We start from the raw sequence: 12,225 nt of genomic DNA on the forward strand, positions 1-12,225 counted from the left end.
TTCGAACGATAGAAATCGCCAAGAAGTTCAAGCTGATAAGGACTAAAGGTCATGTCACTCTTTTTCATCTTTTATTCATTTTAGTTGATACTTATAGTAGTCAACCAAATCCAGGGTAAGACACAAACCTTGTTTACAGGCTAAGGTTGCCGAGTCTTGTCTTAATATAGGCGGCATACAGGAAGTAATATATGGCATAAACAACGTACATTCATGCCTAAAAGGGAGTTCTTAACATAAATAGGCAAAGGCTTTAAAACAGTGCGCTTACCACTGATAATCAGCAAATTAACCGTATTATCTATTAAAAACAGGTGATAATAGAAAGCAGAAAAACATCTATTATCACCTTATTATCACCGGTTATTATCACCATTACTTGACTAATTATAAGACACTTATCACGCAAAGGTGACAAGTGACAATAACAAAGTGTGTTTATTTCCTATGTAACTTTGCTCTAAACCATCACAACTTGCTTCATCACCGATTACTGAATGACCGTTAATAAAGAGTAAATCTGCTCTTTACAAAAACACGCTCCCATTCTGCCTTTTACGAATTATATTACCTTTGTCCGAAAAGCAATATAATCGTATGGAAAAACAAGAAAATATTATAGCAACCTATCAACAAATCATTCAGGAAACAGAACAACAACTACAAAAAGCGCGGAAACGCATTCGCTATATCAGCCTTCTGAGACTGATCTTATTCGTAGAAGCAGTAGCCTCCGCCATTATTTTTTGGTCCGATGGATGGTTAAAACTCATCGTACTTACCGTACTTCCCATCATCGCTTTCATTTGGCTGGTGCAAAGCCACAACCGATGGTTTTACTGGAAAGATTATCTCAAAAAGAAAATAGAAATCAATCAGCAGGAGCTACGAGCACTGCAATATGACTTTTCCGACTTCGACAACGGAAAGGAATACATCGATCCGTCTCACCTCTATACTTTCGACTTGGACATATTTGGCGAGCACTCACTATTCCAGTATATCAATCGTACTTCAACCCCCATCGGCAAACAGCGTCTTGCCAACTGGTTCAATGCGCATCTAGAAGAAAAGGAAGCTATCGAACAACGTCAGGAAGCGATTCGGGAACTATCCTCAGAACTTGAGTTTCGGCAACAATTCCGCCTGCTCGGATTACTTTATAAAGGCAAGCCATCCGACACCTCTGAAATTAAAGAATGGGTAAACAGTCCGAGCGACTATCGGAAACACGCTTTCCTCCGTATCCTCCCGACAGCAGTAGGTATTATCAACCTCCTGTGTATTGGCGCAACGATTCTGGGATTTCTCCCTGCAAGCATCAGCGGGATAATATTTGCGTGCTTTGTCGTATTCAGTTTTATCTTCTCAAAAGGAATAACCAAAATACAAGCGACGTATGGCGAAAAACTACAAATTCTGTCTACTTACGCCGACCAGATTCTCATCACCGAGAAAAAAGAGATGCACAGCCCTGCACTGCAACAACTGAAAGCCGAACTTACAAGCCGAAATCAAACAGCTTCCCAGTCCGTACACCGCCTGGCTAAACTCATGAATGCACTTGACCAACGAGGCAACCTGCTAATGAGCACTATCTTGAACGGTCTCCTATTTTGGGAACTCCGCCAGGTCATGCAAATCGAGAAATGGAAAGAAGCACACTCCGCAGACCTCCCCCGCTGGATTGAAGCTATCGGAGCAATCGATGCTTATTGTTCTCTTGCAACATTCTCATACAACCATCCGGATTACATCTATCCTCAAATAACTTCTCAGTCTTTCCACCTGCAAGCCGAAGCCTTAGGGCATCCGCTCATGGACCGCAATAAATGTGTCCGCAATGGAATCGATATGGAGAAACGTCCGTTCTTTATCATTATTACCGGCGCCAACATGGCAGGCAAAAGTACTTACCTGCGCACCGTAGGTGTTAACTATCTCTTAGCTTGCATTGGCGCTCCTGTATGGGCTTCGAAAATGGAAATATTTCCCGCTCGTCTTGTCACCAGCCTCCGGACAAGTGATTCACTCACCGACAACGAATCTTACTTCTTTGCCGAACTCAAACGACTAAAACTAATCATTGATAAGCTCAAAGCCGGAGAAGATTTATTTATCATCCTTGATGAAATCCTGAAAGGAACTAACTCAATGGACAAACAGAAAGGTTCTTTTGCCTTGATCAAACAATTTATGAGCATGGACGCCAATGGCATTATCGCTACTCATGACTTGCTGTTAGGCACACTAATAGATGCTTTTCCACAAAATATCCGGAATTATTGTTTCGAAGCGGACATTACCAACAACGAACTGACATTCTCATACCAGATGAGAAGCGGAGTCGCACAGAACATGAATGCGTGCTTCTTAATGAAAAAAATGGGGATTGCCGTCATCGACGGTTAATCCCCATATGTCAGTTATTCCTTAAAGCCTGCTTGTATCTAAGCTATTAAGACATGGAAGTGCGATATTCAGTAATTATCAATCCATTATCCATTTATCCCTGCATTCCCGCACTTCACTATCTTAGAAATGGTCTTCTGATGGATGACAGTCCGCCATCAACATGAATACCATTTGACATTAAGCACCTTTAATTCAATTGACTTTTAGTCAGAAACGCAGCAACAGCTGCAGCTGCATCATTGGTAAAATAATGTACAGCAGTCACCGGCTGATATGTATAAGGTACAAACTGGAATAGCTGTACAGCTGCAAATTTATTATCAGCAGATAGTATCACGTCCATACGTATATTACCACTTGCCTCACTCTTAATCTTTGAATCCGCAGAAAATGAACCGGAATTAACAAGGTCAGTCAACTTGTCCATATGCTTCAGATCAAAGAAAATACTACGCTCTTTCGCTATGCTTCCTGTCGGTACATAGACCACTTCTTTTGATTTCCAGAAAAGCCGGAAAATACCTAAAAGGAACAATCCTGTTCCAAAGACCATCAGAGCCATACTGACAGTAGACGATTTATCTTCCAGTTCAAATGTAGAAGCAAAAGATAAAATACCAATCAGTAACATTACACAAGAAATTAAAAGACCGGAGATACTTGTACGTTTAGCGATATCGGGATGTGAAGATGCAAATATAGTAGCATCAATAGCTTGAGTTGCCATAATATTGAAGTTTAAATTATTAGTAAAAATATGAAGATAATAAAGACTGACCGGCACTATATAATTAACGCCAGCAATCTGTAAAATAATACCAATAAATAAACGTCTAAATAATAATATGCCTTAAAGTAAATACATAATATTCACTTGCAGGCTGGCAATAATAGGAAGTTGTAGTATTATAAATCCTTCCCCAATGCTGTGACAGCGAGTTATCACGGTCTGCACAACATTGCAGCACGTTTCTCAGAGAAGAGAAGTATTCACCGATTTGCACACGTTGGATGCGTGTCACCGATATCTGATGGCTTTGCAAATTAGTTAATTCAGCCACAGGAAGATAAGGAGATTCTGGAGCATTAATCTGCCCCTGCGGTTTCATAGAATATGTAATAGCATGCTCTGGTTGTTCCACCTGTTTTTCAGTGAAAACATTGCCTGCGACCCCATGAAGGGCAACTGCCAGCAACAGAAACAATATTACCTTTACAAATTTTGCCATATTCTCCTGCAAATATAACAGATAATTCTTACGAAAAGTTCATTCGGTAAATCTTTTAATGTATCTTAGTATAACTAAAATATAAAGATACAAAAAAGGCTACCCGTGTGAGTAGCCTTTTTTATATGTATACGAATAACTTTAAAATTATTCAGCTGATTCAGCTTTTGGTTCTTCAGTTGCAGGAGCTTCAACAGCAGCAGGAGCAGCAGCTTCAGCACTCTTCTTAGAACGACGAGTACGAGTAGCTTTCTTAGCAACTTTTTCTTTAGCCATGTTTTCATTGTAGTCAACCAACTCAATGAAACACATTTCTGCATTGTCACCTAAACGATTACCAGTCTTGATGATACGAGTATAACCACCCGGACGGTCAGCAATCTTAACCGAGATTTCTTTGAACAATTCTGTTACTGCAATCTTATCTTGCAGGTTGCTAAATACAACACGACGAGAATTCGTAGTATCTTCTTTAGACTTTGTAATCAAAGGCTCAACAAACTTCTTCAAAGCTTTTGCCTTTGCCACAGTCGTAGTGATTCTTTTGTGCTTGATCAAGGAGCAAGCCATGTTAGATAACATAGCGCTTCTGTGAGAAGCAGTACGACCTAAATGATTGAATTTTTTATTATGTCTCATTTTTTATTCTTTATCTAATTTATATTTAGAAATGTCGGTTCCAAACGATAGATTCAGACTTTCCAGCAAATCATCAAGCTCGGTAAGCGATTTCTTTCCGAAGTTTCTGAACTTCAACAGGTCAGTTTTGTTGAATTGTACCAAGTCGCCGAGAGTTTCTACATCAGCAGCCTTCAAACAGTTGAGGGCACGAACTGACAAGTCCATATCAACAAGCTTAGTCTTCAACAGCTGACGCATATGCAATACTTCTTCGTCAAACTCTTCATTGCCATCAGTATCGTTACTTTCAAGCGTGATCTTCTCATCAGAGAACAACATGAAGTGGTAGATCAGAATTTTTGCAGCTTCTTTCAGCGCTTCCTTCGGGTGTATAGAACCGTCGGTACTAATCTCAAGCACTAGCTTTTCGTAGTCAGTCTTCTGTTCTACACGGAAGTTTTCTACAGCATACTTGACATTACGTATCGGTGTATAAATAGAGTCGATTGGAATTACATTAACATCCGTGCAATATTCGCGATTTTCATCAGCAGGAACATATCCACGACCTTTGTTAATAGTAATATCAATCTGCATAGTTGCCTTAGAATCTAAATGACAAATAACTAATTCCGGATTTAACACTTCAAATCCAGTCAAATACTTACCTATGTCACCTGCTTTAAATTCACTTGAATTCTCGACAGTGATGCTCACTTTTTCGCTCTCGAATTCTTCAACTACTTGCTTGAATCTCACTTGTTTCAGATTCAAGATAATGTTGGTAACATCCTCTTTTACTCCAGGTACACTAGAAAATTCATGCTCCACACCATCTATTCTGATAGTAGTGATAGCAAAACCCTCTAATGAAGAGAGCAGGATACGGCGTAATGCATTACCTACGGTAATACCAAACCCCGGTTCCAACGGACGAAATTCGAATTTACCGAATCTGGAGTCCGCCTCCAACATTAATACTTTATCAGGTTTTTGAAATGCTAATATCGCCATGAAATTAATTATTATTTAGAATACAATTCAACGATCAAATGTTCTTTAATGTTCTCAGGAATGTCTGCTCTTTCAGGTATATGCAACATTTTACCGACCTTAGAAGTTTCATCCCACTCCAACCAAGCGTATTTGCTGTGATTGAAACCTGCAAGAGAGTTAGCAATTACTTCCAAAGATTTAGATCTTTCACGAACACCAATCAATTGTCCTGGTTTTACTGCGAATGAAGGAATGTTTACCACTTCACCATCTACAGTAATATGCTTGTGACTAACCAACTGACGAGCAGCAGCACGTGTAGGAGCAATACCCAAACGGAATACTACGTTGTCAAGACGGCCTTCCAGCAATTGAAGAAGCACCTCACCGGTAATACCTTTAGCGGTAGCGGCTTTTTCAAACAAATTGCGGAATTGTTTTTCTAAAACTCCATAAGTGTATTTCGCTTTCTGCTTTTCACGAAGTTGCACACCATATTCAGAAGTTTTTCTTTTTCTTGAATTTCCGTGTTGTCCGGGAGGATAGTTCTTCTTTGACAAAACTTTATCAGCTCCAAAGATGCCTTCACCGAATTTACGGGCTATTCTTGATTTTGGTCCAGTATATCTAGCCATTTCTTTTAAATATTTAATTGTTTATTCATGAACTCAATTTGTTGCAGCCGCGATTGCAGAGAAGAAATTATTGCAATCCAAAAACAAAATCAAGATCATTTTAAGTTAAAGGTAAATTAAACTCTACGTCTTTTCGGAGGACGACAACCATTGTGTGGAAGCGGAGTTACGTCGATGATCTCTGTAACCTCAATACCAGCTCCGTGGATAGTTCTAATAGCAGACTCACGTCCGTTACCTGGACCCTTCACATATGCTTTTACCTTTCTCAGGCCAAGATCAAATGCAATTTTTGCACAATCCTGGGCAGCCATCTGAGCTGCATAAGGAGTATTCTTTTTTGAACCTCTAAATCCCATCTTTCCTGCAGATGACCAAGAGATAATCTGCCCTTCACTGTTTGCAAGAGAAACAATAATATTGTTGAAAGATGAATGAACGTGTAACTGTCCATTAGCGTCTACTTTCACATTTCTCTTCTTAGCTGCAACTGTTTTTTTTGCCATATCAACAATTATTATTTAGTAGCTTTTTTCTTATTAGCAACGGTTTTCTTTCTACCCTTACGAGTACGTGCATTGTTCTTAGTGCTCTGACCTCTAACCGGCAGACCAATACGATGACGTACACCACGGTAACAACCAATATCCATTAATCGCTTAATGTTCAATTGGATTTCAGAACGAAGATCACCTTCTACTTTATACTCTGCACCGATAATCTCACGAATCTTAGCAGCTTGATCATCTGTCCAGTCTTTAACCTTCAGATCTTTATCTACACCAGCTTTATCTAAAATTTTTGCTGAACTACTGCGACCTATTCCATATACATAGGTCAACGCAATTTCACCTCTTTTATTCTGAGGTAAATCTACACCAACTATTCTTATAGCCATATACTAAATTATTTTTTTTGCAAAAATAACAAATTATCCTTGACGTTGTTTATACTTAGGATTTTTCTTGTTAATAACATACAAACGGCCATTACGTCTAACGATCTTACATTCTGGCGTGCGTTTCTTTAATGATGCTCTTACTTTCATATCTTAATTTTATTTATATCTAAACACAATTCTTCCTTTCGATAAGTCGTAAGGAGACATTTCGACTCTCACTTTATCTCCCGGCAAGATCTTGATGTAATGCATACGCATCTTACCTGAAATATGTGCAGTAATCTCATGTCCGTTTTCTAATTCAACACGAAACATTGCATTAGACAATGCTTCAACTATAACTCCATCTTGTTCTATTGCAGATTGCTTTGCCATATTATATTGCTTTATCTCCTAAAACTTCTTCTATGAATTTGAATGAAGACAAAATATCAGCCTCACCAGCTCCAACAGCTACCGTATGCTCAAAGTGCGCAGCACATTTACGATCTCTGGTCCTCACAGTCCATCCGTCACCTTCCATAATCACTTGTCTGTCTCCCAACGTTATCATCGGCTCAATTGCAATGCAAAGACCTCTTTTCATCAAAGGACCATATCCTCTTTTACCATAATTAGGTACCTGGGGATCTTCGTGCATTTCCTTACCGATGCCGTGACCGACAAACTCACGCACTACACCATAAGAATGAGACTCACAATATTGCTGAATAGCATATCCGATATCTCCGATTCTTTTTCCATGTACTGCATTCTGAATACCGATATATAACGCTTCTTTAGTTACCTTCAACAAGGTACGAATTTCTTCGTCTACCTCTCCTACACAAAAAGTATAAGCAGAATCTCCACAAAAACCATTCATATAAGTTCCGCAATCCACAGATACGATATCGCCGTCTTTCAGAACAATATCCCCCGGGATTCCATGTACTACCTGCTCATTTACAGAAGTACAGATGGATGCAGGAAACGGGTCTCCATATTGATTCGGGAATCCTTTAAAAGTTGGAGTTGCCCCATTATCTCTAATGAATTCTTCAGCAACTTTATCCAACTCACGTGTAGTTACACCAGGCTTCACCACTTTGGCAACCTCAGCTAGAGTTCTACCGACAAGCAGGTTACTCTGACGGAGCAATTCTATTTCATCTTCTGTCTTAAGAAATATCATTTCTATTCTAAAGAATTAATATGCCGCTACACCAGCGCGTCCCTTAATACGACCTGATTTCAACAGACCATCATAATGTCTCATCAACAAATGACTTTCAACCTGTTGCAGTGTATCAAGAACAACACCTACAAGAATTAACAAAGATGTACCGCCGAAGAATTGAGCAAATCCAGCTTGAACCCCAAATATACCAGCAAAAGCAGGCATAATAGCAACCAATGCCAAGAAGAAAGAACCCGGTAAAGTAATACGAGACATGATATCATCAATATACTCTGCTGTTTTCTTTCCCGGTTTGATACCAGGGATGAAACCATTATTTCTCTTCATATCCTCAGCCATCTGAGTCGGATTGATTGTAATTGCAGTATAGAAATATGTAAATAATATAATCATTACCGCAAAAACAAAATTATACCAGAAACTTGTATGATCTGTAAACGCATGCAAGAAACCACCTGCGTTATTTACATTATTGGAAAAACCGATAAATGTAATTGGAATAAACATGATTGCCTGAGCAAAGATTATAGGCATTACACCAGCAGCATTCACCTTCAAAGGAATATACTGTCTTGCACCACCATATTGTTTATTACCTACGATTCTTTTAGCATATTGTACAGGAATCTTTCTTGTACCTTGTACCAACAAGATTGCAGCACCAATCACTAACAATAAGAATACGACTTCAATTATAAACATAATCAGACCACCACTCTTATTTGCTACTCTGGATACAACTTCTTGTATCAAAGCATCAGGGAAACGAGCGATAATACCGATCAGGATGATAAATGAAATACCGTTACCAATACCTTTATCAGTTATTCTTTCACCAAGCCACAAAATAAACATACTACCTGCTGCCAAAATAATGGTAGAGGTAACCATAAACAGAGTCCAATCTAATGAAGCATTTAAGGAAGGGCCAGCCTGCATTTTAAGATTGAGCAAATAAGAAGGGGCCTGAACTAACAATATAGCAATCGTCAGATAACGAGTATATTGATTCATTTTTCTTCTGCCGCTCTCACCTTCGCGCTGCAACTTTTGGAAATACGGCACAGCGATTCCCAATAGCTGAATAACGATAGATGCAGAGATATAAGGCATGATTCCTAATGCAAAAATAGAGGCATTAGAAAATGCTCCTCCAGAGAACATATTTAACAAGGCTAAAAGGCCTTCACTTGTTTGTTCGTGCAATTTTGCCAGCATTGCCGGATTAATACCCGGTAATACGACATATGATCCGAAACGGTAAATTGCCACAAACAATATGGTGATGAGGATCCGCTGTCTCAGATCCTCAATCTTCCATATATTCTTTAATGTTTCAATAGCTTTTCTCATTGAATCAGAGTTTTACTACAGTTCCACCAGCAGCTTCAATAGCAGCAGCAGCACTCTTAGAGAATGCGTTAGCTTCTACTTCCAGCTTGTTAGTCAGAGCTCCGTTACCCAATACTTTAACCAATTGATTTGAAGAAATAAATCCTGCTTCAATAAAGTCGCTAATACCAACTTTTGTCAGATTCTTAGCATCTGCAAGCGTCTGAATTGTATCCAAGTTGATAGCCTTATATTCTACACGATTGATATTCTTAAAACCAAATTTAGGTACTCGACGTTGAAGAGGCATCTGACCACCTTCAAAGCCAACTTTCTTAGAGTATCCAGATCTTGATTTAGCTCCTTTATGACCTCTTGTAGAAGTACCACCCAAACCAGAACCGGCACCACGTCCTATTCTCTTTCTTGTCTTAGTAGATCCTTCTGCAGGTTTTAAATTACTTAAGTTCATATTGTAATTCGTTTTTTTATTCAACAAATAATTACTTAACAATGGCAACCAAGTGTTTTACTTTATCTACCATTCCAAGAATTGAAGGAGTGCTTTCGTGTTCAACCACACGGTTCAGTTTGCGAAGTCCCAGTGCATCAAGAGTTCTTTTCTGATCAGCTGGAGCACCAATTCTACTTTTAACTTGTTTAATCTTTATAGTTGACATATCTCCTCCTTATCCTCTAAATACTTTTTCAACACTAATACCTCTGTTCTGAGCAATCATTCTTGCATCACGCATCTCACTCAAAGCTTCAATTGTAGCTTTAACAAGGTTGTGCGGATTTGAAGAACCTTTAGATTTTGCCAAAACGTCAGTAATACCAACACTTTCCAATACAGCACGCATAGCACCACCAGCTACTACACCGGTTCCGTGAGATGCAGGTTTGATGAATACTTCAGCACCACCAAACTTAGCTGATTGTTCATGAGGAACAGTACCTTTCAAAACAGGTACTTTCACCAGGTTCTTTTTAGCTGATTCTACGCCTTTAGCGATAGCAGCTGTTACTTCACCTGCTTTACCAAGTCCCCAACCGATAATACCTTCTTCGTTACCTACAACAACGATTGCAGAGAAACTAAAAGTTCTACCACCTTTGGTAACTTTAGTAACACGATTAATAGCAACCAATCTATCCTTCAGTTCTATATCGTTAGTAACCTTAACTCTATTATTAACTCCTGCCATAATGATTAAAATTTAAGTCCACCGTTACGAGCAGCATCAGCTACTTCTTTTACTCTCCCATGATACAAGTAACCATTACGGTCGAAAACAACAGTAGTTATACCTGCTTCCTGAGCCTTTTTAGCAATCATTTCACCAACTTTAGCAGCTTGTTCTTTCTTTGCGACTTTCTCAGCCATACCTAAAGAAGAAGCAGCAGCCAGTGTCTTACCAGAAAGATCATCGATAATCTGGACATAAATTTGCTTGTTACTTCTAAATACACTCATACGCGGACGTTCAGCAGTACCTGAAATCTTATTGCGTACTCTATATTTGATCTTAACTCGTCTTTCTATTTTTGTTGTCATAATAATCTAATTTTATATGATTTACTTAGCGCCGGCTGATTTACCAGACTTTCTACGAATTACTTCGCCAACAAACTTAATACCTTTACCCTTATATGGTTCAGGTTTACGGAAAGAACGTATTTTAGAGCAAACTTGACCAAGCAATTGTTTGTCACACGATTCCAATATAATAAGAGGATTCTTATTTCTTTCAGACTTAGTTTCAACTTTCACCTCAGCAGGCAATTGAATGAAAATATTGTGTGTATAACCTAAAGCCAGTTCAATGATGTTACCTTGGTTAGAAGCACGGTAACCTACACCGACAAGTTCCAGTTCCTTTTTATATCCTTCAGACACGCCCACAACCATGTTATGAACTAAAGAACGATACAAACCGTGGAAAGCATGCTTTTGCTTCGGGTTATCAATCATTTCTTTTTCGTTTTCTGTTAAAGTCACGTGTCCGTCTTCAATGGCAACATTGATAGCAGGATTCACATATTGGCTAAGTTCGCCTTTGGGTCCCTTAACGGTAACCACATCATCCTTCAGAGTGACTGTCACTCCAGCAGGGATACTAATGGGTAATTTTCCTATTCTTGACATTGCTTATTCCTCCTAAATTAATATACGTAACACAAGACTTCACCACCGATTTTCAGTTCAGCAGCTTCTTTGTTAGTCATTACACCTTTGGAAGTAGATATTATAGCAATACCCAGCCCATTAATAACACGCGGCATATCTTTGTAACCAGTATACTTACGCATACCCGGAGAAGATACTCTTTCTAATTTTTTGATTGCGTTAACTTTGTTAACAGAATCATACTTCAAGGCAACCTTGATAGTTCCTTGAGGACCATCTTCTACAAACTTATAGTTAAGAATGTAGCCTTTTTCAAAAAGAATCTTAGTGATTTCTTTTTTCAAGTTCGAAGCGGGAACTTCTACAACTCTGTGCTTAGCACCAATTGCGTTCCGCAACCTCGTCAAATAATCTGCTATTGGATCAGTCATATAAAAATAAATTAAATTAATCAGGACTTCCCTGACAATATTTAAACAATAATTACCAGCTTGCTTTCTTTACGCCCGGGATCAGACCGTTAGATGCCATCTCACGGAACTGGATTCTTGAAATTCCGAACTGACGGATATAACCTTTTGGACGACCAGTCAGTTTGCAACGGTTGTGCATACGAATTGGATTTGAATTCTTAGGCAACTCTTGCAATTTCTGTGCAGCTTCAAAAGCATCGGCAGGTTCACCTGTTCTCACGATTTGTTTCAAAGCGGCTCTTTTCTCGGCGTATCTGGCTACTAATTTAGCACGCTTTACTTCACGTGCCTTCATTGATTCCTTTGCCATAT

General features: G+C 38.9%; 19 protein-coding genes. 1 reads left to right on the plus strand and 18 read right to left on the minus strand.

Features of this window, described 5'->3' with window-relative positions; all coding sequences use genetic code 11:
- Positions 1 to 597 precede the first annotated feature (597 nt).
- Entirely contained in the window at positions 598 to 2,412 is a 1,815-nt protein-coding gene (locus NBH01_RS16145; RefSeq protein ID WP_070750136.1) for a MutS family DNA mismatch repair protein, read from the plus strand.
- Positions 2,413 to 2,602: 190 nt separating this feature from the next.
- On the opposite strand, the gene NBH01_RS16150 is transcribed toward NBH01_RS16145, so the two are convergent.
- The 18 genes from NBH01_RS16150 to rpsN all read right to left on the minus strand — a co-directional run bounded on the left by NBH01_RS16150 (position 2,603) and on the right by rpsN (position 12,223).
- A complete protein-coding gene (locus NBH01_RS16150) occupies positions 2,603 to 3,142 on the minus strand; it encodes a DUF8460 domain-containing protein (protein ID WP_008765432.1) in 540 nt (179 codons plus the stop codon).
- 106 nt (positions 3,143 to 3,248) lie between these two features.
- Positions 3,249 to 3,644 (minus strand): DUF8440 family protein, encoded by a 396-nt coding sequence (locus NBH01_RS16155; RefSeq protein WP_250700194.1) that lies wholly within the window; start codon positions 3,642 to 3,644, stop codon positions 3,249 to 3,251.
- Between the two features lie 147 nt (positions 3,645 to 3,791).
- Positions 3,792 to 4,283, minus strand: a complete 492-nt coding sequence (rplQ, locus tag NBH01_RS16160) for a 50S ribosomal protein L17 (RefSeq protein WP_008762052.1) — start codon at positions 4,281 to 4,283, stop codon at positions 3,792 to 3,794.
- 3 nt (positions 4,284 to 4,286) lie between these two features.
- A complete protein-coding gene (locus NBH01_RS16165) occupies positions 4,287 to 5,279 on the minus strand; it encodes a DNA-directed RNA polymerase subunit alpha (RefSeq protein ID WP_008762051.1) in 993 nt (330 codons plus the stop codon).
- An 11-nt stretch (positions 5,280 to 5,290) separates the two neighbouring features.
- Positions 5,291 to 5,896, minus strand: a complete 606-nt coding sequence (gene rpsD, locus NBH01_RS16170; protein WP_008762050.1) for a 30S ribosomal protein S4 — start codon at positions 5,894 to 5,896, stop codon at positions 5,291 to 5,293.
- A gap of 116 nt (positions 5,897 to 6,012) precedes the next feature.
- Positions 6,013 to 6,402, minus strand: a complete 390-nt coding sequence (gene rpsK, locus NBH01_RS16175; RefSeq protein WP_004296327.1) for a 30S ribosomal protein S11 — start codon at positions 6,400 to 6,402, stop codon at positions 6,013 to 6,015.
- 11 nt (positions 6,403 to 6,413) lie between these two features.
- Complete coding sequence (rpsM, locus tag NBH01_RS16180; RefSeq protein WP_004296328.1) at positions 6,414 to 6,794, minus strand: 30S ribosomal protein S13; 381 nt, start codon at positions 6,792 to 6,794, stop codon at positions 6,414 to 6,416.
- A 33-nt stretch (positions 6,795 to 6,827) separates the two neighbouring features.
- Positions 6,828 to 6,944, minus strand: a complete 117-nt coding sequence (gene ykgO / locus NBH01_RS16185) for a type B 50S ribosomal protein L36 (RefSeq protein ID WP_002558051.1) — start codon at positions 6,942 to 6,944, stop codon at positions 6,828 to 6,830.
- A gap of 9 nt (positions 6,945 to 6,953) precedes the next feature.
- The gene (gene infA, locus NBH01_RS16190; RefSeq protein ID WP_002558052.1) at positions 6,954 to 7,172 is read right to left on the minus strand and encodes a translation initiation factor IF-1; all 219 of its coding nucleotides are present in this window, start codon (positions 7,170 to 7,172) and stop codon (positions 6,954 to 6,956) included.
- A 1-nt stretch (position 7,173) separates the two neighbouring features.
- The gene (gene map, locus NBH01_RS16195; RefSeq protein WP_011108453.1) at positions 7,174 to 7,971 is read right to left on the minus strand and encodes a type I methionyl aminopeptidase; all 798 of its coding nucleotides are present in this window, start codon (positions 7,969 to 7,971) and stop codon (positions 7,174 to 7,176) included.
- Positions 7,972 to 7,986: 15 nt separating this feature from the next.
- Positions 7,987 to 9,330 carry a preprotein translocase subunit SecY gene (secY, locus tag NBH01_RS16200; protein WP_008762047.1) on the minus strand — a complete coding sequence of 448 codons (1,344 nt, stop codon included), beginning with the start codon at positions 9,328 to 9,330 and terminating at the stop codon, positions 7,987 to 7,989.
- A 4-nt stretch (positions 9,331 to 9,334) separates the two neighbouring features.
- Positions 9,335 to 9,781: a 50S ribosomal protein L15 gene (gene rplO, locus NBH01_RS16205; RefSeq protein WP_008762046.1), complete on the minus strand. Its 447-nt coding sequence runs from the start codon at positions 9,779 to 9,781 to the stop codon at positions 9,335 to 9,337.
- A gap of 31 nt (positions 9,782 to 9,812) precedes the next feature.
- On the minus strand, positions 9,813 to 9,989 hold the full coding sequence (gene rpmD, locus NBH01_RS16210; protein WP_004296332.1) for a 50S ribosomal protein L30: 177 nt from the start codon (positions 9,987 to 9,989) through the stop codon (positions 9,813 to 9,815).
- A 9-nt stretch (positions 9,990 to 9,998) separates the two neighbouring features.
- Entirely contained in the window at positions 9,999 to 10,517 is a 519-nt protein-coding gene (gene rpsE / locus NBH01_RS16215; RefSeq protein WP_008762045.1) for a 30S ribosomal protein S5, read from the minus strand.
- Between the two features lie 5 nt (positions 10,518 to 10,522).
- The gene (rplR, locus tag NBH01_RS16220) at positions 10,523 to 10,867 is read right to left on the minus strand and encodes a 50S ribosomal protein L18 (RefSeq protein WP_008765430.1); all 345 of its coding nucleotides are present in this window, start codon (positions 10,865 to 10,867) and stop codon (positions 10,523 to 10,525) included.
- 21 nt (positions 10,868 to 10,888) lie between these two features.
- A complete protein-coding gene (gene rplF / locus NBH01_RS16225; RefSeq protein WP_008765429.1) occupies positions 10,889 to 11,458 on the minus strand; it encodes a 50S ribosomal protein L6 in 570 nt (189 codons plus the stop codon).
- A 17-nt stretch (positions 11,459 to 11,475) separates the two neighbouring features.
- Entirely contained in the window at positions 11,476 to 11,871 is a 396-nt protein-coding gene (gene rpsH, locus NBH01_RS16230) for a 30S ribosomal protein S8 (RefSeq protein ID WP_008762043.1), read from the minus strand.
- Between the two features lie 52 nt (positions 11,872 to 11,923).
- Positions 11,924 to 12,223: a 30S ribosomal protein S14 gene (rpsN, locus tag NBH01_RS16235; RefSeq protein ID WP_008762042.1), complete on the minus strand. Its 300-nt coding sequence runs from the start codon at positions 12,221 to 12,223 to the stop codon at positions 11,924 to 11,926.
- Positions 12,224 to 12,225 lie beyond the last annotated feature (2 nt).

Origin of the sequence: Bacteroides sp. B1-V-101 (assembly GCF_023656585.1) — a bacterium.
In the GTDB taxonomy this organism is placed as follows: Bacteria; Bacteroidota; Bacteroidia; order Bacteroidales; family Bacteroidaceae; genus Bacteroides; species Bacteroides thetaiotaomicron.

What these genes read in the sequence shown, in the direction of transcription:
- secY (WP_008762047.1), bottom strand. Translation starts at nt 9,330, where the DNA reads ATGAGAAAAGCTATTGAAACATTAAAGAATATATGGAAGATTGAGGAT.
- NBH01_RS16155 (WP_250700194.1), bottom strand. Translation starts at nt 3,644, where the DNA reads ATGGCAAAATTTGTAAAGGTAATATTGTTTCTGTTGCTGGCAGTTGCC.
- rplQ (WP_008762052.1), bottom strand. Translation starts at nt 4,283, where the DNA reads ATGAGACATAATAAAAAATTCAATCATTTAGGTCGTACTGCTTCTCAC.
- NBH01_RS16150 (WP_008765432.1), bottom strand. Translation starts at nt 3,142, where the DNA reads ATGGCAACTCAAGCTATTGATGCTACTATATTTGCATCTTCACATCCC.
- rpsD (WP_008762050.1), bottom strand. Translation starts at nt 5,896, where the DNA reads ATGGCTAGATATACTGGACCAAAATCAAGAATAGCCCGTAAATTCGGT.
- ykgO (WP_002558051.1), bottom strand. Translation starts at nt 6,944, where the DNA reads ATGAAAGTAAGAGCATCATTAAAGAAACGCACGCCAGAATGTAAGATC.
- map (WP_011108453.1), bottom strand. Translation starts at nt 7,971, where the DNA reads ATGATATTTCTTAAGACAGAAGATGAAATAGAATTGCTCCGTCAGAGT.
- infA (WP_002558052.1), bottom strand. Translation starts at nt 7,172, where the DNA reads ATGGCAAAGCAATCTGCAATAGAACAAGATGGAGTTATAGTTGAAGCA.
- rpsH (WP_008762043.1), bottom strand. Translation starts at nt 11,871, where the DNA reads ATGACTGATCCAATAGCAGATTATTTGACGAGGTTGCGGAACGCAATT.
- rpsN (WP_008762042.1), bottom strand. Translation starts at nt 12,223, where the DNA reads ATGGCAAAGGAATCAATGAAGGCACGTGAAGTAAAGCGTGCTAAATTA.
- rpmD (WP_004296332.1), bottom strand. Translation starts at nt 9,989, where the DNA reads ATGTCAACTATAAAGATTAAACAAGTTAAAAGTAGAATTGGTGCTCCA.
- NBH01_RS16145 (WP_070750136.1), top strand. Translation starts at nt 598, where the DNA reads ATGGAAAAACAAGAAAATATTATAGCAACCTATCAACAAATCATTCAG.
- rpsK (WP_004296327.1), bottom strand. Translation starts at nt 6,402, where the DNA reads ATGGCAAAAAAAACAGTTGCAGCTAAGAAGAGAAATGTGAAAGTAGAC.
- NBH01_RS16165 (WP_008762051.1), bottom strand. Translation starts at nt 5,279, where the DNA reads ATGGCGATATTAGCATTTCAAAAACCTGATAAAGTATTAATGTTGGAG.
- rplF (WP_008765429.1), bottom strand. Translation starts at nt 11,458, where the DNA reads ATGTCAAGAATAGGAAAATTACCCATTAGTATCCCTGCTGGAGTGACA.
- rplO (WP_008762046.1), bottom strand. Translation starts at nt 9,781, where the DNA reads ATGAACTTAAGTAATTTAAAACCTGCAGAAGGATCTACTAAGACAAGA.
- rpsM (WP_004296328.1), bottom strand. Translation starts at nt 6,794, where the DNA reads ATGGCTATAAGAATAGTTGGTGTAGATTTACCTCAGAATAAAAGAGGT.
- rplR (WP_008765430.1), bottom strand. Translation starts at nt 10,867, where the DNA reads ATGACAACAAAAATAGAAAGACGAGTTAAGATCAAATATAGAGTACGC.
- rpsE (WP_008762045.1), bottom strand. Translation starts at nt 10,517, where the DNA reads ATGGCAGGAGTTAATAATAGAGTTAAGGTTACTAACGATATAGAACTG.